This is a genomic window from Streptomyces vulcanius (genome assembly GCF_042653945.1).
Classification (GTDB): Bacteria; Actinomycetota; Actinomycetes; order Streptomycetales; family Streptomycetaceae; genus Streptomyces; species Streptomyces mangrovi.
The window spans coordinates 17,820-41,384 of record NZ_JBHSFK010000006.1 but is presented as its reverse complement, the minus strand read 5'-3'; the positions used below and the strand labels follow the sequence as shown (position 1 = coordinate 41,384).

At 72.8% G+C, this 23,565-nt stretch carries 19 protein-coding genes and 1 pseudogene; 9 read left to right on the top strand and 11 right to left on the bottom strand.

Annotated elements, in window-relative coordinates:
- Nucleotides 1–85: 85 nt before the first annotated feature.
- The 3 genes from ACFPIH_RS11120 to ACFPIH_RS11110 all read left to right on the top strand — a co-directional run bounded on the left by ACFPIH_RS11120 (nucleotide 86) and on the right by ACFPIH_RS11110 (nucleotide 3,029).
- Complete coding sequence (locus tag ACFPIH_RS11120; protein WP_381186012.1) at nucleotides 86–1,735, top strand: FAD-dependent monooxygenase; 1,650 nt, start codon at nucleotides 86–88, stop codon at nucleotides 1,733–1,735.
- Nucleotides 1,736–2,052: 317 nt separating this feature from the next.
- The gene (locus tag ACFPIH_RS11115) at nucleotides 2,053–2,637 is read left to right on the top strand and encodes a cupin domain-containing protein (RefSeq protein ID WP_381186009.1); all 585 of its coding nucleotides are present in this window, start codon (nucleotides 2,053–2,055) and stop codon (nucleotides 2,635–2,637) included.
- Complete coding sequence (locus tag ACFPIH_RS11110; RefSeq protein WP_381186088.1) at nucleotides 2,628–3,029, top strand: rhodanese-like domain-containing protein; 402 nt, start codon at nucleotides 2,628–2,630, stop codon at nucleotides 3,027–3,029. The genes ACFPIH_RS11115 and ACFPIH_RS11110 overlap by 10 nt, the downstream gene beginning before the upstream one ends.
- A gap of 782 nt (nucleotides 3,030–3,811) precedes the next feature.
- Here the strand turns inward: ACFPIH_RS11110 and ACFPIH_RS11105 are convergent.
- The 4 genes from ACFPIH_RS11105 to recA all read right to left on the bottom strand — a co-directional run bounded on the left by ACFPIH_RS11105 (nucleotide 3,812) and on the right by recA (nucleotide 9,081).
- Nucleotides 3,812–6,349 (bottom strand): FtsX-like permease family protein, encoded by a 2,538-nt coding sequence (locus ACFPIH_RS11105; protein ID WP_381186006.1) that lies wholly within the window; start codon nucleotides 6,347–6,349, stop codon nucleotides 3,812–3,814.
- Nucleotides 6,346–6,996 (bottom strand): ArsR/SmtB family transcription factor, encoded by a 651-nt coding sequence (locus ACFPIH_RS11100; RefSeq protein WP_381186004.1) that lies wholly within the window; start codon nucleotides 6,994–6,996, stop codon nucleotides 6,346–6,348. Before ACFPIH_RS11100 ends, ACFPIH_RS11105 begins: the two co-directional genes overlap by 4 nt.
- A 123-nt stretch (nucleotides 6,997–7,119) precedes the next feature.
- On the bottom strand, nucleotides 7,120–7,938 hold the full coding sequence (gene recX / locus ACFPIH_RS11095; RefSeq protein ID WP_381186002.1) for a recombination regulator RecX: 819 nt from the start codon (nucleotides 7,936–7,938) through the stop codon (nucleotides 7,120–7,122).
- 3 nt (nucleotides 7,939–7,941) lie between these two features.
- Nucleotides 7,942–9,081, bottom strand: coding sequence for a recombinase RecA (recA, locus tag ACFPIH_RS11090; protein ID WP_381185999.1), 1,140 nt, complete (start codon nucleotides 9,079–9,081; stop codon nucleotides 7,942–7,944).
- Nucleotides 9,082–9,355: 274 nt separating this feature from the next.
- On the opposite strand from recA, the gene ACFPIH_RS11085 reads away from it, so the two are divergent.
- Both ACFPIH_RS11085 and ACFPIH_RS11080 read left to right on the top strand, forming a co-directional pair.
- On the top strand, nucleotides 9,356–9,787 hold the full coding sequence (locus ACFPIH_RS11085) for a GNAT family N-acetyltransferase (RefSeq protein WP_381185996.1): 432 nt from the start codon (nucleotides 9,356–9,358) through the stop codon (nucleotides 9,785–9,787).
- A 130-nt stretch (nucleotides 9,788–9,917) separates the two neighbouring features.
- Complete coding sequence (locus tag ACFPIH_RS11080) at nucleotides 9,918–10,667, top strand: hypothetical protein (RefSeq protein WP_381185993.1); 750 nt, start codon at nucleotides 9,918–9,920, stop codon at nucleotides 10,665–10,667.
- A gap of 83 nt (nucleotides 10,668–10,750) precedes the next feature.
- On the opposite strand, the gene ACFPIH_RS11075 is transcribed toward ACFPIH_RS11080, so the two are convergent.
- Both ACFPIH_RS11075 and ACFPIH_RS11070 read right to left on the bottom strand, forming a co-directional pair.
- The gene (locus tag ACFPIH_RS11075; protein ID WP_381186085.1) at nucleotides 10,751–12,049 is read right to left on the bottom strand and encodes an AI-2E family transporter; all 1,299 of its coding nucleotides are present in this window, start codon (nucleotides 12,047–12,049) and stop codon (nucleotides 10,751–10,753) included.
- 112 nt (nucleotides 12,050–12,161) lie between these two features.
- Entirely contained in the window at nucleotides 12,162–12,356 is a 195-nt protein-coding gene (locus ACFPIH_RS11070; protein WP_381185991.1) for a DUF3046 domain-containing protein, read from the bottom strand.
- A gap of 79 nt (nucleotides 12,357–12,435) precedes the next feature.
- Between ACFPIH_RS11070 and ACFPIH_RS11065 the strand changes: the two genes are divergently transcribed.
- Complete coding sequence (locus ACFPIH_RS11065; protein WP_381185988.1) at nucleotides 12,436–13,380, top strand: hypothetical protein; 945 nt, start codon at nucleotides 12,436–12,438, stop codon at nucleotides 13,378–13,380.
- Nucleotides 13,381–13,454: 74 nt separating this feature from the next.
- On the opposite strand, the gene ACFPIH_RS11060 is transcribed toward ACFPIH_RS11065, so the two are convergent.
- The 3 genes and pseudogenes from ACFPIH_RS11060 to ACFPIH_RS11050 form a co-directional block, all read right to left on the bottom strand.
- Nucleotides 13,455–13,763, bottom strand: a complete 309-nt coding sequence (locus ACFPIH_RS11060; protein ID WP_381185986.1) for an AzlD domain-containing protein — start codon at nucleotides 13,761–13,763, stop codon at nucleotides 13,455–13,457.
- On the bottom strand, nucleotides 13,760–14,509 hold the full coding sequence (locus tag ACFPIH_RS11055) for an AzlC family ABC transporter permease (protein WP_381185983.1): 750 nt from the start codon (nucleotides 14,507–14,509) through the stop codon (nucleotides 13,760–13,762). The genes ACFPIH_RS11060 and ACFPIH_RS11055 overlap by 4 nt, the downstream gene beginning before the upstream one ends.
- 32 nt (nucleotides 14,510–14,541) lie before the next feature.
- Nucleotides 14,542–15,372, bottom strand: a pseudogene (locus ACFPIH_RS11050) (AraC family transcriptional regulator); the annotation flags it as partial.
- 128 nt (nucleotides 15,373–15,500) lie between these two features.
- Here ACFPIH_RS11050 and ACFPIH_RS11045 point away from each other — a divergent pair.
- From ACFPIH_RS11045 to ACFPIH_RS11035, 3 genes are read left to right on the top strand one after another with little or no spacing between them, the layout of a single operon-like run.
- Nucleotides 15,501–20,432: an ATP-dependent helicase gene (locus tag ACFPIH_RS11045; RefSeq protein WP_381185980.1), complete on the top strand. Its 4,932-nt coding sequence runs from the start codon at nucleotides 15,501–15,503 to the stop codon at nucleotides 20,430–20,432.
- A gap of 45 nt (nucleotides 20,433–20,477) precedes the next feature.
- Complete coding sequence (locus tag ACFPIH_RS11040; RefSeq protein ID WP_381185977.1) at nucleotides 20,478–21,329, top strand: DNA-formamidopyrimidine glycosylase family protein; 852 nt, start codon at nucleotides 20,478–20,480, stop codon at nucleotides 21,327–21,329.
- Between the two features lie 36 nt (nucleotides 21,330–21,365).
- Nucleotides 21,366–22,130: an SDR family NAD(P)-dependent oxidoreductase gene (locus tag ACFPIH_RS11035; RefSeq protein WP_381185974.1), complete on the top strand. Its 765-nt coding sequence runs from the start codon at nucleotides 21,366–21,368 to the stop codon at nucleotides 22,128–22,130.
- Nucleotides 22,131–22,497: 367 nt separating this feature from the next.
- Here ACFPIH_RS11035 and ACFPIH_RS11030 read toward each other — a convergent pair whose 3' ends face one another.
- Together ACFPIH_RS11030 and ACFPIH_RS11025 are read right to left on the bottom strand one after the other, a co-directional pair.
- Complete coding sequence (locus ACFPIH_RS11030) at nucleotides 22,498–22,968, bottom strand: Dps family protein (protein ID WP_381185971.1); 471 nt, start codon at nucleotides 22,966–22,968, stop codon at nucleotides 22,498–22,500.
- 195 nt (nucleotides 22,969–23,163) lie between these two features.
- A complete protein-coding gene (locus ACFPIH_RS11025) occupies nucleotides 23,164–23,544 on the bottom strand; it encodes a helix-turn-helix domain-containing protein (RefSeq protein WP_015657463.1) in 381 nt (126 codons plus the stop codon).
- Between the last annotated feature and the right edge of the window lie 21 nt (nucleotides 23,545–23,565).

Below are 23,565 nucleotides of genomic sequence, written 5' to 3'. Positions count from 1 at the left end.
TACGTTCTGTGATCGTGCACCCTGCTCCAACCTGTTGTTCACTCACGCCCGCGAGGACACCGTCGAAGGCAGGGAGTGCCGCGCCGTGGACCCGGTGATCATCGTCGGAGCGGGGCCCGTGGGGCTCACGCTCGCCCTGGCGCTGGCGCGCCAGGAGGTGCCGTCCGTCGTGCTCGACGAGGGTCCGGGCAAGGACGAGCCACGGCTCGCGCGCACCGCCGTCCTGCGCGAGGACACCACCGCCCTCGTCGAACGGCTCACCGGCACGCCGTTGGACGAGCTGGGTCTGCGCTGGGCCGGATGGCGGTCGATGCGGCGCAAGCAGGTGACAAACGAGGTCACGTTCGGCGACGACGAGCCCGCACCCCTGCACATCGCCCAGCACGAGCTGACCGGCGCCCTGCGCACCGCCGTCGCGGGCGAGCGGCTGGTGAAACTCACCGTGGACAGCCGGCTGGACACGGTCGAGCAGGAACCTTCCGGTGTCACGGTCCACACCCGCGGCCCCCGGGGCACCTGGTGGCGCGGCAGCTATCTGATCGGCTGCGACGGCCCCCGCTCCACGGTCCGCAAGCTCCTCGACATCCGCTTTCCCGGCCGTACGGCGGTGGAGCGACACGCCGTGGCGGCGCTGCGCGCGGAACTTCCGTGGGACGGCGAGGCGTTGTTCCATCGGACACCGCCGTGGCGGACGTCCGGTCCCTCCGCCGGGGAAATCACCGGACGCCCGCTCCCGGACGGCGTCTGGCGCCTGGACTGGCTGCTCCCGCCCGGCAAGGACCTGGTCACCCCCGAGCTGCTGCTGGCCCGCGTCCGCGAGACCCTGGCGGGCTGGAGCGAGGGCCCGCCCCCGGCGTACGACCTGCTGGACACCGGCGTCCACATCGTGCACCACCGGCTGGCCCGCCGCTGGCGGGTGGGCCGGGTGCTGCTGGCCGGGGACGCCGCGCACCTGCTCGGCGCGTTCGGCACCCAGGGCCTCGACGAGGGGCTGCGGGACGCCGACAACCTCGCCTGGAAGCTGGCCCTGGCCTGGCACCACGGGCCGCACGAGGCGCTGCTGGACAGCTACCAGACCGAGCGGCGCGCCGCCGTCTCCGGCCGACTGCGCGCCGCCGACCAGGCACTGCCGCTGCTGCGCGGCGGCAGCGGCATAAGGGCATACGTCCCCGGCGCCGCCCGCGGCCACGACGTGCTGCTCTCCGACGGCCACCTCGGGCGCGGCCCGCTGGGCGCGCCGGGCCTGTACGACGCCTCCCCGCTCGCGCCCCGGCACCTGGAGGCGGAGGTACCGGTGGAGACGCTCCCCGGGGCGCCGGTGGAGGACGTCCGGGTGACCGCCGAGGACGGCTCCTTCGTACGGCTGCGGGACCGGTTCGGCCGGGGTGCGCTGCTCGTCGTCCTGATCGCGCCGGGCACCGGTGTGTGGGAGCGCCGGCACTGGGTGGGCGCCGGGCTCATGCCCCGGCTCGCCGCCGCCGTGACCGCCCTGCCGAGCCCGGCCGAGCTCCTGGTCGCCGAGAGCTACCCCGGCGCGGCGGCCCACACTGTCCTGCTGATCCGCCCCGACGGGCATCTGGTGACCGCGCTGAACGGCGTGCGCCCTGCCGACCTGTACACGGCGGCGGAGGCGACGGTGGGCGGAGGGCCCGCGGCGGGGACGGATGCGGGAGTGGAGGTGGGGACGGGGACGGGGACGGCGGAGGGGGCCACGGCCGGCTCGGCTGCGAAGTGACGTTCATGTGGGGCGGGCGTTCATGTGAGGCGGGCGTTCGTGTGGGGTGCGGGCGTGTGGGGCGGGCGTGTGGGGCGGGCGTGTGGGGCGGGCGTGTGGGGCGGGCGTTCCTGTGAACGCACTGCCCGACGCCGCGCTGTCCGCATGGTGACAGCGAGTTGACCGGCCCGCACCGGCATGGTCTACTCCGAATCGTGACCGACACCTGTGTGCGCCTGTGGCGGAGGGTCCATATGGACCTTGTCCGCTACGTGGGCTATGTGTGTCACGCCTCCTGCTGAACTCGCACCTCTTTCTTCCACCAGCGCGCGCCGCCGATGAGCTCCCGCCTCTCGTGCGCGCCCGCTTCCGCGATCGTTCTCAGGACGGTACCCGTGTCTGTCTCACCCTCCGTGTCCGCCGCCGTCGCCGCGCCCACCCAGGCGGACCTCCTCGACTTCGTCCGCCGTACGGCCGCCGACGCCGAGCTGATCGCCTCCCTCCCCCTCGACCCCGAGGGCCGCACCTGGGTGCGTCTCGAGGGCCCCGGCGGCAGCGAGGCCTGGCTGATCGGCTGGCCGCCCGGCAGCGGCACCGGCTGGCACGACCACGCCGACTCGGTGGGCGCCTTCCTCACCGCGCGGGGCGAGCTGAGGGAGTTCTCGCTCGCCGCGCGGCTGCCCACCGACGGCTGGAAGACCCTGGAGCTGTCCGAGGACGTGGACCGCGAGCGCCGGCTGCCGGCCGGCCGGGGCCGCTCCTTCGGACACCACCACGTCCACGAGGTCCTCAACGAGTCCGCCTCGGACCACGCGATCTCCGTCCACGCCTACTACCCGCCGCTGCCGCGCATCCGCCGCTACAGCCGCACCGGACAGGTCCTGCGCCTGGAGCAGGTCGAGCGCCCGGCGGACTGGCAGTGAGCGGCGAGCGGCCCGTCGGCATAGACGAGCACCTGGAGCGGGTCCGCGCGGAGTACGCGCGCGTGGAGGCATCCGAGGCGTACGACGACGCCCGCGCGGGTGAGGCGCTGCTCGTCGACATCCGGTACGCGGCCCTGCGCGAGCGGGACGGGGTGATACCCGGCGCGCTGGTCGTCGAGCGCAACGAGCTGGAGTGGCGGCTCGACCCTCAGGGCAGCCACCGCCTCCCCGAGGCCACGGACCACGACCTCCGGGTCGTCGTGATCTGCAACGAGGGTTACGCGTCGAGCCTCGCCGCGGCCTCCCTCCACCAGCTGGGCCTGCACCGGGCCACCGACCTGGTCGGCGGCTTCCAGGCGTGGAAGGCAGCGGGCCTGCCGGTAACCCGCTGACGGGCCCTGCCCTCTGCTCTGCAGGCCCGCCTCCGGGCCGGGCCGGCCTTGGCTTGAGTCCCGGCTCGGTCTCGTCTCCGGGCCGGGCTCGCTGCTTTCCGGCTGGGCCTGCCGAGCTTGGCCATCGGACCCGACTCGGTTTCCCGGCCGGGCTTGCTTCCTTCGGGGGCGAGCTTGGCCTTGAGGCCCGGCTCGGCTTCCCGGCCGGGCTTGCTTCCTTCGGGGGCGAGCTTGGCCTTGAGGCCCGGCTCGGCTTCCCGGCCGGGCTTGCTTCCTTCGGGGGCGAGCTTGGCTATCCGCCCCGGCTCGGTCACCTTTCCAAGCCGGGCTTGCTTCTCCCTCCGGGCCCGGCTTGGCCTTCGGCCTCAGACCACTGCCACTCTCAGTGCCCGGCCCGGCCCAGCCCAGCCCTGCCTTGCGACCCCGCCTTGGTTTTCAGACCTGGCTTCGGTCGTCTGGCCCGGCTCGACCTTCGGGCCGGTTTCTGACCTCCGGGGGGGCCGGATCTTCAGTCCCGGGCTTAGCCCCGGGCACGCTTGGCCCCTGGCACGCTTGGCCCCGGCCCCGCTTACCCCGGACCAATCCCGGCCCCAGACCCCCAGCCTGCCTCCGGCCCCGCTTGCCCGGAGCGACCCCGGCCTCCAGACCCCCAGCCGCCCGGGGCCCGCTCAGCTCCCGAAGCGACCGACCCCGCCTCTGGACCAATCCGAGCCCCCGGCCGATTGCGCGGCTCGGTCCCGATGCCTCACTCCCTGACCGGTCGCGGCTCGGTCCCGATGCCCTCACTCCCTGGCCGTAGCCACCGTCACCGCCCGTACCCGCAGGGCGACCCGGCCGGGCAGGGCGGTGGCGACCAGCGCGAGGAGTCCGGCGCCGGCGACCACGGTGACGTAGGTCAGCGGGAGTACCGACGGTGCCGCCCGCCCCGTCATGCCCACGCTGAAGGCGGTCAGCACGGCCAGGGTGATCCCGCTGCCGAGGACGGTGGCGAGGAGCAGGACCGACAGCGCCTCGGTGCGCAGCATGCGCAGCACCTGACGGCGGGTGGCCCCCGCGAGGCGCAGCAGCGCGAACTCGCGGACGCGCTCGGACACCGACATGGCGAGCGTGTTGACCACGGCGATCGCGGTGAACGCCAGCACGAGCCCCATCGCGAGGAAGTTGACCTCGGCGTTCGCCTGCTGCCGCTCGGCCTGGAGCGAGTCGGCGGCCTCCCGAGAAATCACCGCGAGTCCCGGGAACTCACGCAGCGTAGTCGAGAGTTGTGTCTGTGTGCGGCCCGTGCTGACGAGAAGGGAGGTGGAGAGCGGGTTGTCGACGTGGCGGGCGACCAGGTCGTGCGCGAAGGTGAGGTCTCCGAAGCCGAGGCCCCTGGAGTAGACGGCGGCGACGGTCAGCGTGGCGGGCGTGCCGTCGCCGAGCGTGAGCTTCAGGGTGCTGCCGGGCGCCAGATGGAGCTGGTCCGCGGCCAGTTCACTGACGGCGACAGTGTGTTCGGTGAGCTTGCCGAGGGAGCCGGCGGTGACGTCCGGATCCCAGGTGTGGGCGAGTCCGGCCGGGGTGACGCCCTGGGCCGGGTACTTGTCGAGACCGACCCGGACGATGGTGTGGACGACTTCGGTGACCACGTCGTGCCGCGCACGCAACTCCCGTGCGGCCTGCGTCGGGACGCCGGGCCCCCGGGAGTCGACGACCCAGTCCGCGCGGACGCCCTCACGGGCCTGGGCGCGGGCCGCGTCACCGAGGGTGGGCTGCACGAACAGCACCGTGCAGGTCATACCGATCAGCAGGGTGAGCGGGGTGACCACGGAGGCCATACGGACGGCGTTGCCGCGCAGGTTGGCGGTGGCGAGCCGCCCGCCGGGGCCGGTCAGCCGCAGCGGACCGGCGAGGAAGAGGACGGCCGCCTTGACCAGGAGCGGCCCGAGCAGCGCGACGGAGGTGGAAAGGACGACAACGGCGAGAAAGGTCACGGGAGTCGAGGCGGGTTCGGTCCGCAAGACGCTGAGCACGGCGACGAGAGCGGCGCCGCCGGCGAGCAGCAGCAGACCGGCCAGGGTACGGCCCCAGGCGGGCCGGGTGCGTTCGGCGCGGGCTTCGGCGAGCGCCTCGGCCGGGCGGATCCGGGAGACCCGGCGGGAGGCGATCCGCGCGGCGGCCCAGGCCCCGAGAAGGGTCGCGGCGACGGCGGCGAACGGCGGGAAGACGCTCACGGTGTGCTGAAGCGTTGCGGGCACGGCGCCGAGGGCGATGAACCTGCCGTGCAGCCAGCCGCCCAAGGGCAGTCCCAGACAGGCGCCCGCCAGGCCGGCGGCGGCTCCGACGATCAGGGCCTCCCTGCCCAGGAGCCTGCGGATCTGCCCCGGGGTGGCGGCGACGGCGCGCAGCAGGGCGAGTTCGCGCTGGCGCTGCTGCACCGTGAGCGCGAAGGTCCCGACGACCACCAGGACCGCCACGAGCAGCGAGGTGCCACCCATCGCACCGCCCATGCTGACGAGCTTGGTGCGGGCCGCCGCGGCGTCCAGGAACTCGACCGGGCCACGGCCGTCACCGGCGCTGACCTGGGCGCCGGTGCCGTGCAGCGCCGTGGCCACGGCCTGCTTCACCCGGTCCGGATCGGCACCCGGCTCGGGCAGCACGCCGTATGCGGTGACCTGCCCGGGGTGCGCGGCCAGCCGACGAGCCTCGGTGGCGGAGAAGAAGAGCGAGGTCTGGTGGCGTACCGCCGTGGCGGGAGCGGCGACGCCGGAGACCCGGTAGGTGCGCGGGGCCTGGGTCGACTGGACGGTGAGCCGGTCGCCGGGCGCGAGGTGGGCGCGCTCGGCCAGGCCGCGGTCGACGACGACATCCGTCGCGCCCTTGGGCGCCGTGCCCATGGTGAGCCGGTACGGCGTCAGCGCGGCGGAGTCCCAGCCGTGTCCGTACACGGGCGGCCCGTCGGCCACCGGGGTGCCGTCGCGTGCCAACGGCTCGGCCAGGAAAGTGAGTTCGGGCACGACCCGGGCGACTCCGGGGGTGTCGGCGATCCTCGCGCCGAGCCCGGCGGGGAGCCAGGCGCGCTCGGCGATGGGCTTGGCCTTGTGCTTGACCTTGGTCTTGCCCTTCTTGTGCTTGACGGTGGTCCGGTGGACGTTCTGGTCGGCGGAGACGACGACCGGGGTGGCGGCATAGCGCTCGGTGCGGATGGTGCCGCGCAGTCCGGTCTCGAGCAGGGTGCCGCACGCGGTGATCAGGGCGGCGGCGCACATCAGGGCGAGAAAGGCGCCGAGGAAGCCTGCCTTGCGGGCGCGGACGGTCTTCAGGGCGTAGCGCAGCATCATGAGGGGCGGCTCTCTCCTGTGTCGTCCGCTCTGTTGTCCGCGGAGGTGTGGTTCTCGGGGGCCGGGTACGCGAGGAACCGGGTGAGAAGGGTGCGGGCACCGGGCGGCGTCTCGGACTCGGGGCGCTTGTAGCGGTTGAGGAGGGCGATGTACTCCTCGAAGAACTCCCGGAGTTCGGGCAGCGTGAGCCGGATCGTGCCGCGCGAGTAGGGAAAGGCGTCCGCCCACGGGTCGTCGTCGGCCGCGTCGCGTTGGAGCCGCTCGAAGAGGTCCAGGTCGGCGGCGTATGCGTGATGGTTCAGCTCGTCCATCACATGCCGCATCTCGGGGCTCTGCCGGCTGCGCGGCGGGAAGCGGCGGTCGCCGGGGACGGCCCGCCACCACCGCTCCCGATGAGCGGACGGCACGGTCGGCCGATCCCCTGCCGGCTCACCGTCCGTCTCCTCGACGAATCCGTACCTGGCCAGTTCGCGCAGGTGGTAGCTGGTGGAGCCGGTGTTCAGCCCGAGCGCCCGGGCGAGCGTCGCCGAGGTGGCCGGACCGTGCAGGGTGAGATGTTCGAGCATGCGCTGCCGCCGGGGCTGCGCAAGCGCCTTGAGCGCGGCAAGGTCATGGAGCTCGACGGGGTCACCGGGTTCCTGGGGCATGCGTACACACTCGCCTGTGCACACACTTCTGTGCATTGAGGCGGCCCGGCGTCCTCAGCGGGGGGTTATCCCCCCTGTCACCCCTATCGCGATGCGACCCGGTTCGCGTCTACCGAGGCGCGCTCAGAACCCGTCCTCCGCCGGGAACTCCGTCTCCTCGCCCTCTTCCTCCAGCGCCTGCCGGACCACCCGCAGGGCCATGCCCTCGGAATAGCCCTTGCGCGCGAGCATGCCCGCGAGACGGCGGAGCCGTTTGTCGCGGTCGAGACCGCGCGTCGCGCGCAGTTTGCGGGCGACGAGTTCGCGCGCGGTCTCCTCCTCCCGCTCGGAGTCGAGTTGGCCGACGGCCTCGTCGATCAGCGCCGGGTCGACCCCCTTGGTCCGCAGCTCCTGTGCGAGCGCGCGCCGGGCCAGTCCCCGGCCGTGGTGCCGTGACTCCACCCAGGCGTCCGCGAAGGCACCGTCGTTGATCAGCCCGACCTCCTCGAACCGTGAGAGCACCTCCTCGGCCACGTCGTCCGGGATCTCCCGCTTGCGCAGGGCGTCGGCGAGCTGCTTCCGCGTGCGCGGGGTCCCGGTGAGCAGGCGCAGGCAGATCGCCCGTGCCCGCTCAGCCGGGTCCCCCGAAGGCTGCTCCTTCTCGGCCCTCGACGAGTGGGAAGCGCCTTCGTCTTCGGTGGACGGTTCCGCGGAACCACGCCCACGGCGCCCACGCCCGCCGCGTGGGCCACCCGCGCCGCCCCGGCCCCTTCCGGCGCGACCACCACGGCGCGGGCCGGTGCCGCCCGCACCGGTGCCGCCGTCACCGCCGTAGGCGCCTCCGTGGGAGTCGCCGTCCGGCCGGTCGTCACCGCCCCGGGCGAAGCCGCCGTCCCCGCTCCCCGGCTCCCAGGGGGTACCGGGGTGTGCGTCGTACTCAGCCCAGTCCGTTCGTCGTGTCACGGGTCAGCTCTTGGCAGCCGCGGCCTTGGGCTTGGCGGTCTTGGCGGCGGGAGCCGGAACCGTCTTGGCGTCGTCCCCGGGCGTGCCCGGAGCGCTCGGAGCGGCCGAGGCGTCCGCGCCCGGCTCCGCGGCGGCCTGCTCCGCCGGGCGGACGCCGACGCCCAGCTTCTCCTTGATCTTCCTCTCGATCTCGTTGGCGAGATCGGGGTTGTCCTTCAGGAAGTTGCGGGCGTTCTCCTTGCCCTGGCCGAGCTGGTCGCCCTCGTACGTGTACCAGGCGCCGGCCTTGCGGACGAAGCCGTTCTCCACGCCCATGTCGATCAGGCCGCCCTCGCGGCTGATGCCGTGGCCGTAGAGGATGTCGAACTCGGCCTGCTTGAAGGGCGGCGCGACCTTGTTCTTGACGACCTTGACGCGGGTGCGGTTGCCGACCGCGTCGGTGCCGTCCTTCAGGGTCTCGATGCGGCGGATGTCGAGGCGCACCGAGGCGTAGAACTTCAGCGCGCGGCCACCGGTCGTGGTCTCCGGGGAGCCGAACATCACGCCGATCTTCTCGCGGAGCTGGTTGATGAAGATCGCGGTGGTCTTGGACTGGTTGAGCGCGCTGGTGATCTTCCGCAGCGCCTGGCTCATCAGCCGGGCCTGCAGACCCACGTGACTGTCGCCCATCTCGCCCTCGATCTCCGCGCGCGGGACGAGCGCGGCGACGGAGTCGATGACGATGAGGTCCAGGGCACCGGAGCGGACCAGCATGTCCACGATCTCCAGGGCCTGCTCGCCGTTGTCGGGCTGCGAGAGGATCAGGTTGTCGATGTCGACGCCGAGCTTGCGCGCGTACTCGGGGTCGAGGGCGTGCTCCGCGTCCACGAAGGCCACCTGGCCGCCGGCCTTCTGGGCGTTCGCCACCGCGTGCAGGGTCAGGGTCGTCTTGCCGGAGGACTCGGGACCGTACACCTCCACCACTCGGCCGCGCGGGAGACCGCCGACACCGAGGGCGACGTCGAGGGCGGTCGACCCGGTGGGGATGACCTCGATGGGTTCGTTCGGTCGCTCGCCCATGCGCATGACCGCGCCCTTGCCGAACTGCCGTTCAATCTGTGCGAGTGCGGCATCCAGGGCCTTCTCGCGGTCGGTTCCTGCCATGGGTTCCACCCGATTTGCTTGAGTCGATCGCTTCACGTCAAAGACGCTAACGCCTGCCACTGACAATGCGCCCCGACGCCGGTTCGCCCTGTGGATAACTCAGGGACTTATCTACCCACAACGGGGTGAAACTCCCACCGGAGGCTTCGCCGGAGCCTCCATAAGAATGGATGTTCGATTTTCGTGTCAAGCGCAGCCGGCCACACCCGCGTCCACCCGTTCCGGCACCCGGCAAGGCCGCGACCCCCACCGCACACCCTCTAGCATGTAACGCATGATGGACTCGAATGCCCCTTACGAACTGCGCGTGGGAGTGCCTTCCGTCGAGGTCTTCCGCCGCCTACGCACCGACGCGGGGCTCTCCGACAAAGCTCCCGAGGCGGTCGCGCTCGCCCTGCCCAACACGTGGCACGGCGTGGTCCTCCATCACAAGGGTGAGCCCATCGGCATGGGGCGGATCATCGGTGACGGCGGCACCGCGTTCCAGGTCGTCGACATCTGCGTGCACCCCGCGCACCAGGGGCGGGGACTCGGCAAGCGCATCATGACTGCGCTCGCCGAGGAGTTGGAACGCCGGGCGCCCGCCACCGCGTACGTCTCCCTGATCGCCGACGGCCCCGCGCGCTTCCTGTACGAGAAGTTCGGCTTCGCCGACACCGCCGCGCACAACTCGATCGGTATGTACCGCTTGATGGGCGCGAGTTGAAGTCATGGCCGGCTGAAGCGGTCGGTCTCAGCTTCGTCCCCCTGTGACTCCCCATGTGCTCCCCGTGTCGTACGGCGGGTGTCTCCGGCCGGAGGACGACGGTGCGGAGCACTCCCGGAACCCTGGGGCCATGAAGAATCCGCGTCCGGCCGAGCGCCTGTGCCAGGTCACCGGCCTGCTCCTCGTCCTGTCCGGCCTCGCCCACCTGGTGGTGTTCGCGGTCGACGGCGGCCCCTGGGACGGCCCCGTCTCCTGGCGCAAGCCCGTCACGTTCGGGCTCTCCTTCGGCCTGACGCTGATCGCGATCACCTGGGTGACGTCGTACCTGCGGATCGGGGCGCGACTGCGCACCGTCCTGCTCGTCGTCTTCGCCGCGGACTGCGTGGTGGAGGTCGGCGGCATCACCCTTCAGGCGTGGCGGCGGGTGCCCTCGCATCTGAACATGGAGACGCCCTTCGACACGGCGGTGTCCATGACGCTGGCGGTGGGCGGCGGTGTCCTCGTGGTGCTGCTCACCGTCTTCGCCGTGGCGTCCTTCCGGCACCGGCCGGCAGGTCCGGCCGGAATGGCCTTGGCGGTCCGCTCCGGCTTCGCAGTCCTGCTGGTCGCACTCGCCTCCGGTGCGGCGATGATCGCGCGCGGTGTCGTCCTCACCCGCACCGGCGACCAGGAGGCGGCGTACCACTCGACAGCCCCGCTCAAGCCCCTGCACGGGGTGAGCCTGCACGCCGTCCTGGTCCTGCCCGCGCTGGCCGAACTGCTGACGTTCACGCCCTGGAGCGAGACCGTACGCCGACGGATCGTGGCCACAGCGGTCGGCTGCTACGCGGCGGCGGTCGCCACGGCCGGGGTGTGGGCCGTACTCACGTACTCAGCCTGAGCCTACGAGGCCTACCAAGATCGACCAGGACTGCCGCAGGCTCGCCTGAGGCAACGGAAAGCGACACCCAAGGCCTCCCCGGCTCAACCCGTCCCACCCGTCCCACCGGTCCCACCGGTCCCACCGGTCCCACCGGTCCCACCGGTCCCACCGTCCCCCGTGCCTTCCCTGCCCGTTCCGTCCTGCGGACCCTCTGGCCCCTCCGGACCCGCCGTGTCCCGCGGCGCTCCGGTCGCCCGCCGCCCCGGGGCCCCGGTCCCCGCCGCCCGCTGCTGTGTCCGCGCCCAGAGGCGCCGCGCACGGGCAAGGCTCGTACCCTCGCCACGGCCGCGGTGGCCGTGGACCCGGGGGTCGTCCGTGACGTCGTAGCGCTTCACGTACGCGCCCAGGAAGGCCTGGAGCGTGGCGACCGCCGGGATGGAGATCAGCGCGCCCACGGCGCCGAGGAGGGCGGTGCCGGCGATGACCGATCCGAAGGCGACCGCCGGGTGGATGTCGACGGTCTTGGAGGTCAGCTTGGGCTGCAGCATGTAGTTCTCGAACTGCTGGTACACCACGACGAAGACCAGCACCCACACCGCGTACAGGGGCGAGACCGTGAAGGCGATCAGCATGGGCAGCGCGCCCGCGAGATAGGTGCCGATGGTCGGGATGAACTGCGAGACCACTCCCACCCACACGGCGAGCACGGGCGCGTACGGGATGCCGAGGGCCTCCAGGAGTACGTAGTGCGCGACGCCCGAGATCAGCGCCATCAGCCCGCGTGAGTACAGGTACCCGCCGGTCTTGTCGACGGCGATCTCCCACGCGCGCAGCACCTCGGCCTGCTTCGTGGGCGGCAGGACGGAGCACAGCGCGCGCCGCAGCCGGGGTCCGTCGGCGGCGAAGTAGAACGAGAACAGCCCGATCGTCAGCAGCTGGAAGAGACCGCCCAGGACCTGGGTGGACACGTCCAGCACGCCGGCCGCGCTGTTCTGCGCGTACTTCCTGAGCCAGTCGGAGTGGAGCAGACCCTCCTGGATGTCCACGCGCCGCAGTTCGGTGTGGAACGTCGTGTTGACCCAGTTGATCACGGAGTCGAGGTACTCGGGGAAGCCCTCGATCATCTTGATGATCTGCCCGGCGAGCATCGAGCCGAGCAGTGTGAAGAACCCGGCGACCACGATCAGGAGACCGAAGAAGACGAGGAAGGTGGCGAGCCCCCTGCGCACGCCGCGGGCGGCCATCCGGCTCACCGCGGGCTCCACGGCGAGCGCCAGGAAGAACGCGATGAGGATGTTGATCAACAGGCCGATGAGCTGGTGGAAGGCCCAGGTGCCGAGCTGGAACACAGCGATGAGGGCGAGCGCCAGCACCATCGCGCGCGGAAGCCAGCGCGGCATGCGCTCGGATGGGTGCTGACCGGACTGCCCGGTCTCGTCAGTGGGTGCCACGGATCAAGTCTCGCCTACGCCACTGACATTGCGGGAGCCACCTGCGCTCTTCCCTTGCGGATCAACGCATCTCCTGTGGAACGTTCATCACCGCGCAGACGACGCGCCACACGTCCTTGGCCTCCCAGCCGTGCGCCAGCGCCTCGTGAACGGTGTGTCCGCCGAGCTCCGTCATCACGTGGTCGCGCGCGAAGGTCTCGGCATACCCCGCGCCGAAGTGCTCGTCCATCCGCTGCCAGAAGACCGTCAACCGCATGACTCCAGTATCCCGCGCCCGAGGGGTGGCCCCCGCCGCGGCCGTCGCCGAGACCGCTTTCCGTCCTACGGTCTGACCCATGGCCGATTCAGGAGCTTCCCCACTCTCCCCGACGCCCCCGGCGCGCTCCCCGCTGTTCCGCGCCGAGCAGTTCGTCTGGCTCACCGCGCGCGTGCTGGAACAGCGCCTCTTCGCGTACGTCTTCCTGCACGGCGCCGCCGATCCCGTGGAGGCCGCGCTCGACGCCTACCGCAACGAGGACGGCGGGTACGGTCACGCGCTGGAACCCGATCTCCGCGGTCCCGTCAGCCAGCCCCTGCACACCGCCCACGCGCTGCGCGTCCTGGACTCCGTCGGCCGCCTCGGCGGACGGCGCGTCGAGCGGGTCTGCCGCTACCTGACCTCGGTGTCGACCGCCGACGGCGCGCTGCCCGCGGTCCATCCCAGCCAGCGCGGCTACCCGACGGCGCCGTTCGTCAGGGTCGTGGACGACCCGCCCAGCGAGCTGCTGACCACGGGACCGGTGGTGGGCCTGCTGCACCGCAACGAGGTGTGGCACGCCTGGATGTTCCGGGCCACGGACTTCTGCTGGCAGGCGGTGGACTCCCTGGAGCGGTCGCACCCGTACGAGATCGAGGCCGCCGTGGCCTTCCTGGACTCCGTCCCGGACCGCCCGCGCGCGGAGGCCGCCGCCGACCGGCTGGGCCGCCTGGTGCGCGCGCACCGGCTCGCCGCGCTCGATCCGGAGCACCTGGACGCGTTCCCGGTCGCGCCCGGCTACGCCCCGCACGAGCACCACTTCCCGCACGACTTCGCCCGCACTCCGCGTTCTCTGGCACGCGCGTGGTTCACGGACGACGAGATGGCACGCTCCCTGGACTTCCTCGCGGACGAGCAGCAGAGCGACGGCGGCTGGCCGATCCGCTGGCGCCGCTGGGAACCGGCCCCCGCCCTGGAGGCCCGCCCCATGGTCACCATCGAGTCCCTGCGCACCCTGAAGGCGTACGGCCGCACCATCGGCTGACGCCGACCGAGGCAGTTGTGCCACCCCGGCCGACCGAGGCAGCGGGACCGACAGGGGCACGCCTCAGCCCTGGCTCACCCACCCCATGCCCGCACCCCCGCCGTGACCGCGACAGCCGCCGCCACAACCAGCAGGAAGGGCGCCCGCAGTACAAGTGCCACGGCGGCGGCTGCGAGCCCCTCAGCCCTCGCGTCCAGGACGAGCTCCAGGCCATCGGCGAAGGTCTGCTGGGCCGTGAGAGCGGCGAGCAGGGCGACGGGCAGCAGGGCCGCGAGCCGCCGCACGAGGGGCCGCTCGAGCGCACCGGCGGGCACGAGCAGCCCGGCGAGCTTGACGGCGTAACAGCCCAGGGCGGTCACGCCGACAGCGATCCAGACGTTCACCGTGTGCCCCCTCGCCCGGCACCCCTGCGCCGCCCCGCGACATACAACACGGCCGGTGCGGCGAGAGCGGCCAGCAGCACCGGTACCCCGGCGGGCAGGAAGGGGAGCAGACCCAGCCCGAGCAGCACCGCGAGCCCGGCGACGGCCCGGTCGACCCCGGTCTTCAGCATGGGCGCGAGCAGCGCCAGGAAGACGGCGGGCCCGGCCGCGTCCAGCCCCCACGCGTCCGTGTCCCCGATGGCCTCGGCCCCCAGGGCGCCCACCAGGGTGGTGAGGTTCCACAGCAGGTACAGACTCAGCCCGGTGACGGCGAAACCGATCCGCGCGGCCCGCCGCCCGGGCTGCGCCAGCGACACGGCCGTCGTCTCGTCGATCACCCAATGAGCGGCGAACGGACGCAGCACGCGCGGGAGGGCCAGCAACTGCGACAGACGGAGCCCGTAGAACGCGTTGCGCACCCCGAGGAAGAAGGCGCCCGCGGCTGCCGTGAGCGGGTTGCCGCCCGCAGCCAGCGCCCCGACCAGGGCGAACTGGGACGCGCCGGTGAACACCAGGAGGCTGAGCGCGCAGGTCTGCCACACGGTGAGTCCGCTGCCCGCCGAGGTCACCCCGAAGGCGAACCCGGAGAGCCCCACGGCGATCCCGACGCCCAGGGCGTCCCGGACGACGACGGCGTCCGGCTTTCCCGCACCGTCGGCGGGTATGTCTGCGCGAGCTGTCTGAGCCGCGGTTGTCTGTTCTGGCACGCCTAGGACGGTAGGGACCAGGGCAGACGCGTGTCTTGTACGTTCTTGCGCTCCCGCTGGTAGGCCCCCGGCGGCACGCCCACGATCCGGGTGAAGTGCCGGTTGAGGTGCGGCTGGTCGGTGAACCCCACCAGGACGGCCGCCTCGGCGGGTGCCGTTCCGGCGTCCAGCAGCCGCCGCGCCCGCCGCACGCGCGCGTCGGTCAGCCAGGTGTGGGGCGGCATGCCGTACGCGTCCCGAAAGGCCCGCAGCAGGGCGAACGAACTGCTCCCCAGGTCCCCGGCGAGCCGCTCGAGGGTCGGCGGTTCGGCCATCCGCTCCTCCAGCACGGCACGCGCGCGTGCCGCGATCCGTGCCCCGGCCGTCCGCACCTCGCGCCGCGGAAGCGGCCCTCCGTTCAGCCGCAGCAGCCGTGTCACGGCCACCCGCAGCAGGGTGTCGGCGGCCAGCGCGTTGCCCTCTTCGGCGGCCCGGAGCACCTGGTGCACCAGCGCCACGGTGTGCGGATCGTCGAGCACCGGACTCAGGAACCCCGGGGTGCCGCGCAGGGTCGTGGTCTCCGCGGCGATACCGGCCACGACGTCGGGGGACGGGTACACGGCCCCGTACCGCCATCCCTCGGGCACTCCGGCCCGCCCGGTGTGCGGGGTGTCCGGGTTGACCAGCGCGAGCGCTCCGGCACCGGCGTACTGGTCGGCACCATGGTGGTGGAAGACCTCGACGCCCTCGGCGATGGCGGCGATCACGAAGTGCTCGTGGGTGTGCCGGACGAACGTCTTGCGTACGTACCGGGCCCGCAGCAGGTCGACATCGGGCAGGTCGGCATACCGCCAGTGCCGCGCCACATCACCCGATCCCGCCATGCCCCCATTCTCCGCGACGGGCCACGAGCAGCACGTCGCGAATCACGTGCCCCACACAACGAACCCCGAAGTGCACCACATCACCGCAGGTCAGCGTGCTTGTCAGTGGGTGGGTGCAGGATGGACGCATGGTCAGCTCCGCACACCGAGCCCTCGACGGCTTCTCCCCCGCGACCCGCGGCTGGTTCACGGGGGCGTTCTCCGCGCCCACCGCGGCCCAGGCGGGCGCGTGGCATGCCATCACCGAGGGCTCGGACGTGCTGGTGGTGGCCCCGACCGGCTCCGGCAAGACCCTGGCCGCGTTCCTCGCCGCTCTGGACCAGCTCGCCTCCTCACCCCCGCCGGCCGACCCGCGAAAGCGCTGCCGGGTGCTCTACGTCTCCCCGCTGAAGGCCCTGGCCGTCGACGTCGAGCGCAACCTTCGCAGCCCCCTGACCGGCATCCGCCAGGAGTCCGTCCGCCTGGGGCTGCCCGAGCCCGAGGTCAGGGTCGGCATCCGCTCGGGCGACACCCCGGCGGCCGAGCGCCGCGCGCTGTCCACGCGCCCGCCGGACATCCTGATCACCACGCCCGAGTCCCTGTTCCTGATGCTGACGTCGGCCACCCGCGACGCGCTGACCGGCGTCGAGACGGTGATCCTCGACGAGGTGCACGCGGTCGCCGGCACCAAGCGCGGCGCCCATCTCGCGCTCTCCCTGGAGCGGCTGGACGAGCTGCTGCCGAGGCCGGCCCGCCGCATCGGCCTCTCCGCGACCGTCCGCCCGGTCGACGAGGTGGCCCGCTATCTCTCGCCGCAGCGCAAGGTGGAGATCGTCCAGCCGAAGTCGGGCAAGGAGTTCGACCTCTCGGTCGTGGTCCCCGTGGAGGACCTGGGCGAACTGGGCGGCTCCCCGGTGGCCGACGGCTCCGAGGGAGCGGAGCGCCCGTCGATCTGGCCGCACGTCGAGGAGCGGATCGCCGACCTCGTCCAGGCCCACCGCTCCACGATCGTGTTCGCCAACTCCCGCCGCCTCGCCGAGCGCCTGTGCAACCGCCTCAACGAGATCGCGTACGAGCGCGCCACCGGTGAGCCCCTCGACGAGCACCACTCCCCCGCCGAGCTGATGGGCGGCTCGGGAGCCGCCCAGGGCGCCCCGCCGGTCATCGCACGCGCCCACCACGGCTCGGTCTCCAAAGAGCAGCGCGCCCTGGTCGAGGAGGACCTCAAGGCAGGCCGCCTCCCCGCGGTCGTCGCCACCTCCAGCCTCGAACTCGGCATCGACATGGGCGCCGTCGACCTGGTGGTCCAGGTCGAGTCCCCGCCCTCCGTCGCCTCCGGCCTCCAGCGCGTGGGCCGCGCGGGACACCAGGTGGGCGCGGTCTCCACGGGCGTGGTCTTCCCCAAGTACCGCGGCGACCTCGTCCAGGCGGCGGTGGTCACCGAGCGCATGCGCACGGGCTCCATCGAGTCCCTGAGGGTGCCCGCCAACCCCCTGGACGTCCTGGCCCAGCAACTCGTCGCGATGACGGCCCTGGACACCTGGCAGGTCGACGACCTGCTGAGCACGGTCCGCCGCGCGGCGCCCTTCGCGTCCCTCCCCGAGTCCGCCTTCACGGCCGTCCTGGACATGCTGGCCGGCCGCTACCCGTCCGACGCTTTCGCCGAACTGCGCCCACGCGTGGTGTGGGACCGCATCGCCGGCACGGTCACCGGCCGCCCCGGCGCCCAGCGCCTCGCCGTCACCTCCGGCGGCACCATCCCGGACCGCGGTCTGTTCGGCGTCTTCCTGGCGGGCGCCGACCCCAAGAAGGGCGGCGGGCGGGTCGGCGAACTCGACGAGGAGATGGTCTACGAGTCCCGCGTCGGGGACGTCTTCACGCTCGGCACCAGCTCCTGGCGCATCGAGGACATCACCCGCGACCGTGTCCTGGTCTCCCCGGCCCCCGGTGTCCCCGGCCGCCTGCCGTTCTGGAAGGGCGACCAGCTGGGCCGGCCGCTGGAACTGGGCCGCGCGGTCGGCGCGTTCCTGCGCGAGGTCGGCTCCCTGCCCAAGGACGACGCCCGGCTGCGTCTGCTCGCCGCGGGCCTGGACGCCTGGGCGGCCGACAACGTACTCGCCTACCTGGACGAACAGCGCGAGGCCTGCGGCCATGTCCCCGACGACCGCACGATCGTCGTGGAACGCTTCCGCGACGAACTCGGTGACTGGCGGGTCGTCGTGCACTCCCCCTTCGGCGCCCAGGTCCACGCCCCCTGGGCGCTCGCCCTCGGCGCCAAGCTCTCCGAGCGGTACGGCATGGACGCCCAGGTCATGCACGCCGACGACGGCATCGTGCTGCGCCTGCCGGACGCCGACCTGATGGGCCTGGACCTGCTCGACCAGGAACCGATGAAGGCCGGCACGGAATACGACGCCGAACAGGCCCCGGTCGGCGCGGCGGACGTCGTCTTCGACAAGGGCGAAGTGGACCAGATCGTCACCGACCAGGTCGGCGGCTCGGCCCTGTTCGCGGCCCGCTTCCGCGAGTGCGCCGCACGTGCGCTGCTGCTGCCGCGCCGCAGCCCCGGCAAGCGCACCCCACTGTGGCAGCAGCGCCAGCGCGCCGCCCAACTGCTCCAGGTGGCGAGCGAGTTCGGCTCGTTCCCGATCGTCCTGGAGGCGGTCCGCGAGTGCCTCCAGGACGTCTTCGACGTCCCCGGCCTGGTCGAGCTGATGGGCGACCTGGAATCCCGCAAGGTCCGCCTGGTCGAGGTCACCACCCCCGAGCCGTCTCCCTTCGCCCGCTCCCTCCTGTTCGGCTACGTCGCCCAGTTCCTGTACGAGGGCGACTCACCGCTCGCCGAGCGCCGCGCCGCCGCCCTCTCCCTGGACTCCCGTCTGCTGGCCGAGCTGCTGGGTCAGGCGGAGCTGCGCGAGCTGCTCGACGCCGAGGTGCTCACCGAGTTGGAGCGGGAGCTGCAGTGGCTCACCGAGGACCGCCGGGTGAAGGACACCGAGAGCGTCGCCGACCTCGTCCGCCTCCTCGGCCCGCTCACCGACGCCGAACTGGCCGAGCGCGGCGCCGCACCGCACTGGGCAAAAGAGCTGGCCGCCGCCCGCCGCGCGATCAAGGTCCGGATCGCCGGGACAGACCACTGGGCGGCGATCGAGGACGCGGGCCGGCTGCGCGACGCCCTCGGCACCGCGCTGCCCGTCGGCGTCCCGGAGGCCTTCACCGAACCGGTGAAGGACCCCCTCGGCGACCTCCTCGCCCGCCACGCCCGTACCCACGGCCCGTTCACCTCGGCCGGTGCGGCGGCCCGCTTCGGCCTCGGAGTCGCGGTCACCGAGGGCGCCCTCCAGCGGCTCGCGGCGAGCGGCCGGGTCGTCCAGGGCGAGTTCCACCCCGCCGGCATCGGCCAGGAGTGGTGCGACGCGACCGTCCTGCGCAGGCTGCGACGCCGCTCCCTGGCCGCGCTGCGGCAGGAACTCGAACCGGTCCCGCCGCCCGCCCTCGCCCAGTTCCTGCCCCAGTGGCAGCACATCGGCAAGGGCCACTCCCTGCGCGGCGTGGACGGTCTGGTGCGCGCGCTCGAACAGCTCCAGGGCGCCTCGGTCCCCGCCTCGGCCCTGGAGAAGCTCGTGCTGCCGTCCCGGGTCAGGGACTACGCCCCGGCGCTGCTCGACGAACTCACGGCCGCCGGAGAGGTGGTCTGGGCGGGCGCGGGCGCGCTCCCCGGCAAGGACGGCTGGGTCTCCGTCTACCTGGCGGACGCGGCCCCTCTGCTCCTTCCCCCGCCCCACCCGCTGGAGCTCACCGCCCTCCACCAGTCCGTCCTGGACACCCTCTCCGGGGGCTACGGCCTGTTCTTCCGCCAGATCGCCGACCAGGTGCGCGCCACCACCCACCCCGACGCCACCGACCCCCAACTCGCCGACGCGGTCTGGGACCTGACCTGGTCCGGCCGCCTCACCAACGACACCCTCGCCCCGATGCGCTCCTTCCTCGGCTCGGGACGTACGGCAGGTTCCACGGCCCACCGCGCCAAGCGCACGATCCCGCGCGGTCGCTACGGCTCCCTGACAGCCGCCGCCCGCCCGGCCTCCCGCACCGGCCCCCCGACCGTGGCCGGCCGCTGGTCCCTCCTCCCGGCCCAGGAGGCCGACCCCACCGTCCGCGCGCACGCCGTCGCCCGCGCCCTGCTCGACCGCCATGGCGTGGTGACCCGGGGCGCTGTCGCCGCCGAGGGCATCGAGGGCGGCTTCTCGGCGACCTACCGCGTCCTGTCCGTCTTCGAGGAGACCGGCCAGGCACGACGGGGCTACGTCGTCGAGGGACTCGGCGCCGCGCAGTTCGCGATGGACGGCGCGGTGGACCGCCTGCGCGCGGTGGCCAACGCCCGCGACCGCGACGAGCCCCTGCCCACACCCGCCCCGTCCCCTCCAGCCGACGGTTTCTCACCGCAACCCCCCGAAGGCACCGACCCCAACGACCCCGACGGCTTCCACTGGGACACCCCCGTCCTCGACGACCCCTTCGCCTCCCCCGGCGCCGGCGGCCCCCGAGGCGGCGGCACCGCCTTGTCCCACGGCACGGCAGCCCCATACGGCTCGGCGGAGACCTCGTACGGCTCGATGGAAACCCCGTACAGCTCACCCTTCGCCGATCGCCGCAACCGCCGTACCCGCGACTCCTCCCCCGCCTCCCGCGCGGTCGTCCTCGCCGCCGCCGACCCGGCGAACGCCTACGGCGCCGCCCTGCCCTGGCCCGAACCGCCGACGGGCGCCGGACACAAGCCGGGCCGCAAGGCGGGCTCTCTCGTCGTGCTCGTCGACGGCGAGCTGACGCTCTACATGGAGCGTGGCGGCAAGACCCTGCTCGCCTGGCCCGCGACGCCCGGCTCGGACAGCTCCCCCACCGACGACCCACGGCTGCGCGGCGCGGCGGAAGCCCTCGCCCTGGCCGCCCGCGCGGGCAACCTCGGCACGGTCACCGTCGAACGGGTGAACGGCACCGCGGCCCTGACGTCCCCCTTCGGCGCCCTCCTGGAAGGAGCGGGCTTCATCGCCAACCCCCGCGGCCTCCGGATACGAGCATGACCACGACAGCCCAGCCCACGGCAGCACGCATGCCACCCTTGACCCATGCCCGAAGGTGACACGGTCTGGCAAGCCGCGAAGCGACTGCACGACGCCCTCGCGGGCGAGGTGCTGACCCTCAGCGACTTCCGCGTGCCCAGGTACGCCACCGTGGACCTGACCGGCCGCCATGTCCTGAGCACGGTCCCACGCGGCAAACACCTGCTCACACGCGTCGAGGGCGGCGTGACCCTGCACACTCATCTGCGCATGGAAGGCGTCTGGAAGATCTACGGCACCGACGAGCGCTGGAGGGGCGGCCCGGCGCACCAGATCCGGGCGGTCCTCGGCACGGCCGGCCGCACGGCGGTCGGCTACCGTCTCCAGGTCATCGATCTGCTGCGCACCACGGACGAGGAACGCGTCGTCGGCCACCTCGGCCCCGACCTGCTCGGCCCCGACTGGGACCCCGACCTCGCGCTGACGAACCTCCTCGCCGACCCCGCACGCCCCCTCGGCGAGGCCCTCCTCGACCAGCGCAACCTCGCCGGCATCGGCAACGTGTACAAGAGCGAGCTGTGCTTCCTCCTCGGGACCACCCCCTGGCTCCCGGTCGGCACCCTCCCCGCCGACCGCGCCGCGAAGCTGCCCGGCCTCGCCCAAAGACTGCTGGAGGCCAACCGCGACCGTGCCGTCCGCCGCACCACGGGCCTGCGCAACCAGGATCTGTTCGTCTACGGCCGCGCCCCCGGGCCCTGTCTGCGCTGCCACACGCCGGTCCGGGTGGCCGACCAGGGCGACGGCTCGCGCAGCCGCCCCACGTACTGGTGCCCGTCCTGCCAGACGGGTCCCGCCCCGGCGCCCGGTGCGCCGCGGGAGCGGCATGAACGTCAGCGCCGTACGACACCGTACGACTAATTGACGATCCGTCAGAAACCCTCGTACCGTCACCTCATGGCCGTGAAGGCGTACGACCTCACCGGACGGACCGCGTTCGTCACCGGCGCCGCGAGCGGGATCGGCCGCGCCTGCGCGCTGCTGCTAGCCCAGGCGGGCGCCACCGTGCACGGCGCGGACCTCGACGCGCGCGGGCTGCACGAGACCGCGACGCTGATCAAGGACCAGGGCGGGACCGCCGTCGTCCACCACCTCGACGTCACGGACCGCGCCCAGGTGCGACAGGCCGTGGAGTCCTGCGAGCGCCTGGACGCGATGGCCGCCGTCGCCGGAATCATGCACCGCAGCCCTGTCCTGGAGACCCGAGACGAGGACCTGGACCGCGTGCTGGCCGTCAACTTCAAGGGCGTGCTGTACGCCTGCCAGGAGGCGGCCCGGCTGATGCTGGCGCACGACACGCGCGGCAGCATCGTCACCATGGCCTCCGGAGCCGTCGACACCGGCGGCCCCGGCCTGCTCTGCTACGGAGCCGCCAAGGCGGCCGTGGTCCAGCTGACGAAGACGCTGGCGACCGAGGTCGGCCCGCACGGCATCCGCGTCAACGCCGTCGCACCGGGATGGATCCGCACTCCCATGACCGACCGCGACGATCCCGCGGCACAGCACCGCACCGAGGCGCTCATGGCCCGGATGTCGCCCCTGGGCCGGGTCGGCGAAGCGGAGGACATCGCCCACGCGGTGCTCCACCTCGCCTCGGACGCGTCCGCGTTCACGACGGGTCAGATCCTCCGCCCGAACGGCGGAGTGGCGATGCCCTGGTAACTCCCTCGGCAGCCCTGGTAGCTCCCTCGACGACCCCGATGGCTCCCTCGGTAATTTCGGCAGCCCCGATGGCCCCGGCAGCCCCGATAGCCCCGGCGGCAGCCGCTCCCGGTCCGCCGACAGCCACCGCACCCGGCCCCCGCCAGGCATTCCGCCACCGCCCCGTCTCCACCGCCCCCACGGCCCGGGCCTTGGCCACACAGTGCACCGGCAGCAGGCTCAGCCCCCATCCGCCGGCGGCGACGGTCCCCTCCAGTGCTCCGGCGCCCGGTGCCACGGCGAGCCTGACAACGGCCCACCACCACACGGCACCGAGCCCGAACAGAACCCCCCGGCGCACTATGCGGCCCGGCATGGCCCTCCCGCCTCAGACGTTCTCCGCCTGGAACATCCAGTGATGCTTCTCGAGATCCGCCGTGATGCCGATGAAGATGTCCTGGCTGACCGGGTCCGGGTGCTCGGTCGACACGACCCGTTCCCGCATCCGGGTGATGGCCGCGCCCAGCGCCGCCACGAGCGCGCCCACCGCGTCGGAGTCCTTGATCCAGCCGTCCCCGATCGTCCCGAGGCCGCTGCCGGCCGCGACGGTCGACGCACGGCCGTCCGGCGAGACCCCGAGCGCCGAGGCACGCTCGGCCACGGTGTCGGAGTGCGCGCGGGCGACGGACACGACCTCGTCCAGCTGAAGATGGATCGAACGGAACCGGGGCCCGACGACGTTCCAGTGGACCTGTTTGGCGAGCAGCGAGAGATCGATCAGATCGACGAGCGCGGTCTGCAGCGCGTCGGCGACGGTCTTCAGGTCGGTGTCGGACAACGGGCTCTTCACGACGTACATCCCTACCTCCGGTGTGTGGCGGCCGTCGAGGCCTCTTCACCATGACCGCAGTACCCCGGATGGGCAAACCGACGCAGAGAACGCGAAAAACCCCAGCCGCGCTCCTCCGGGCTGTTCCCGGAGCAGCCCCGGCCGGGGCCTCACACTGTCTGCCTGGGCGCCTGTCGGCTCACCCGCCCACGCGCGTGAGTGGTCTCACGCGGCGACCACGTCCACCGCCTCGGCGGGGGCCTTGATGGTCACCCGCTCCGGCGGCACACCGGTCACCGAAACGGAACCCAGCATCGGGCGGACCGACGTGGGCACAGGCTCGCTGGGGGTGGCCGCGGCAGACTGGGCCAGCTCGGCGAGGGCGAGCTCGTCGCTCACTTCCCGCATGAGCTCGGACATCCGTACGTCCAGCGCGTCGCAGATGGCGGAGAGCAGCTCGGAGGAAGCCTCCTTCTGCCCCCGCTCCACCTCGGAGAGATAGCCGAGTGAGACTCGGGCGGACGAGGAGACTTCGCGCAGAGTACGGCCCTGGCGCTGGCGCTGCCGACGCAGCACGTCACCCAGCAGGCGACGGAGCAGAATCATCGGTGGCTCCCTCCTCGGACC

Bases quoted from the DNA above. Each gene is read 5' to 3' on its own strand.
- ACFPIH_RS11115 (WP_381186009.1), top strand. From the start codon at position 2,053: ATGAGCTCCCGCCTCTCGTGCGCGCCCGCTTCCGCGATCGTTCTCAGG.
- ACFPIH_RS11105 (WP_381186006.1), bottom strand. From the start codon at position 6,349: ATGATGCTGCGCTACGCCCTGAAGACCGTCCGCGCCCGCAAGGCAGGC.
- ACFPIH_RS11100 (WP_381186004.1), bottom strand. From the start codon at position 6,996: ATGCCCCAGGAACCCGGTGACCCCGTCGAGCTCCATGACCTTGCCGCG.
- recA (WP_381185999.1), bottom strand. From the start codon at position 9,081: ATGGCAGGAACCGACCGCGAGAAGGCCCTGGATGCCGCACTCGCACAG.
- ACFPIH_RS11085 (WP_381185996.1), top strand. From the start codon at position 9,356: ATGATGGACTCGAATGCCCCTTACGAACTGCGCGTGGGAGTGCCTTCC.
- ACFPIH_RS11080 (WP_381185993.1), top strand. From the start codon at position 9,918: ATGAAGAATCCGCGTCCGGCCGAGCGCCTGTGCCAGGTCACCGGCCTG.
- ACFPIH_RS11075 (WP_381186085.1), bottom strand. From the start codon at position 12,049: ATGCCGCGCTGGCTTCCGCGCGCGATGGTGCTGGCGCTCGCCCTCATC.
- ACFPIH_RS11070 (WP_381185991.1), bottom strand. From the start codon at position 12,356: ATGCGGTTGACGGTCTTCTGGCAGCGGATGGACGAGCACTTCGGCGCG.
- ACFPIH_RS11065 (WP_381185988.1), top strand. From the start codon at position 12,436: ATGGCCGATTCAGGAGCTTCCCCACTCTCCCCGACGCCCCCGGCGCGC.
- ACFPIH_RS11045 (WP_381185980.1), top strand. From the start codon at position 15,501: ATGGTCAGCTCCGCACACCGAGCCCTCGACGGCTTCTCCCCCGCGACC.
- ACFPIH_RS11040 (WP_381185977.1), top strand. From the start codon at position 20,478: ATGCCCGAAGGTGACACGGTCTGGCAAGCCGCGAAGCGACTGCACGAC.
- ACFPIH_RS11035 (WP_381185974.1), top strand. From the start codon at position 21,366: ATGGCCGTGAAGGCGTACGACCTCACCGGACGGACCGCGTTCGTCACC.
- ACFPIH_RS11030 (WP_381185971.1), bottom strand. From the start codon at position 22,968: ATGTACGTCGTGAAGAGCCCGTTGTCCGACACCGACCTGAAGACCGTC.
- ACFPIH_RS11025 (WP_015657463.1), bottom strand. From the start codon at position 23,544: ATGATTCTGCTCCGTCGCCTGCTGGGTGACGTGCTGCGTCGGCAGCGC.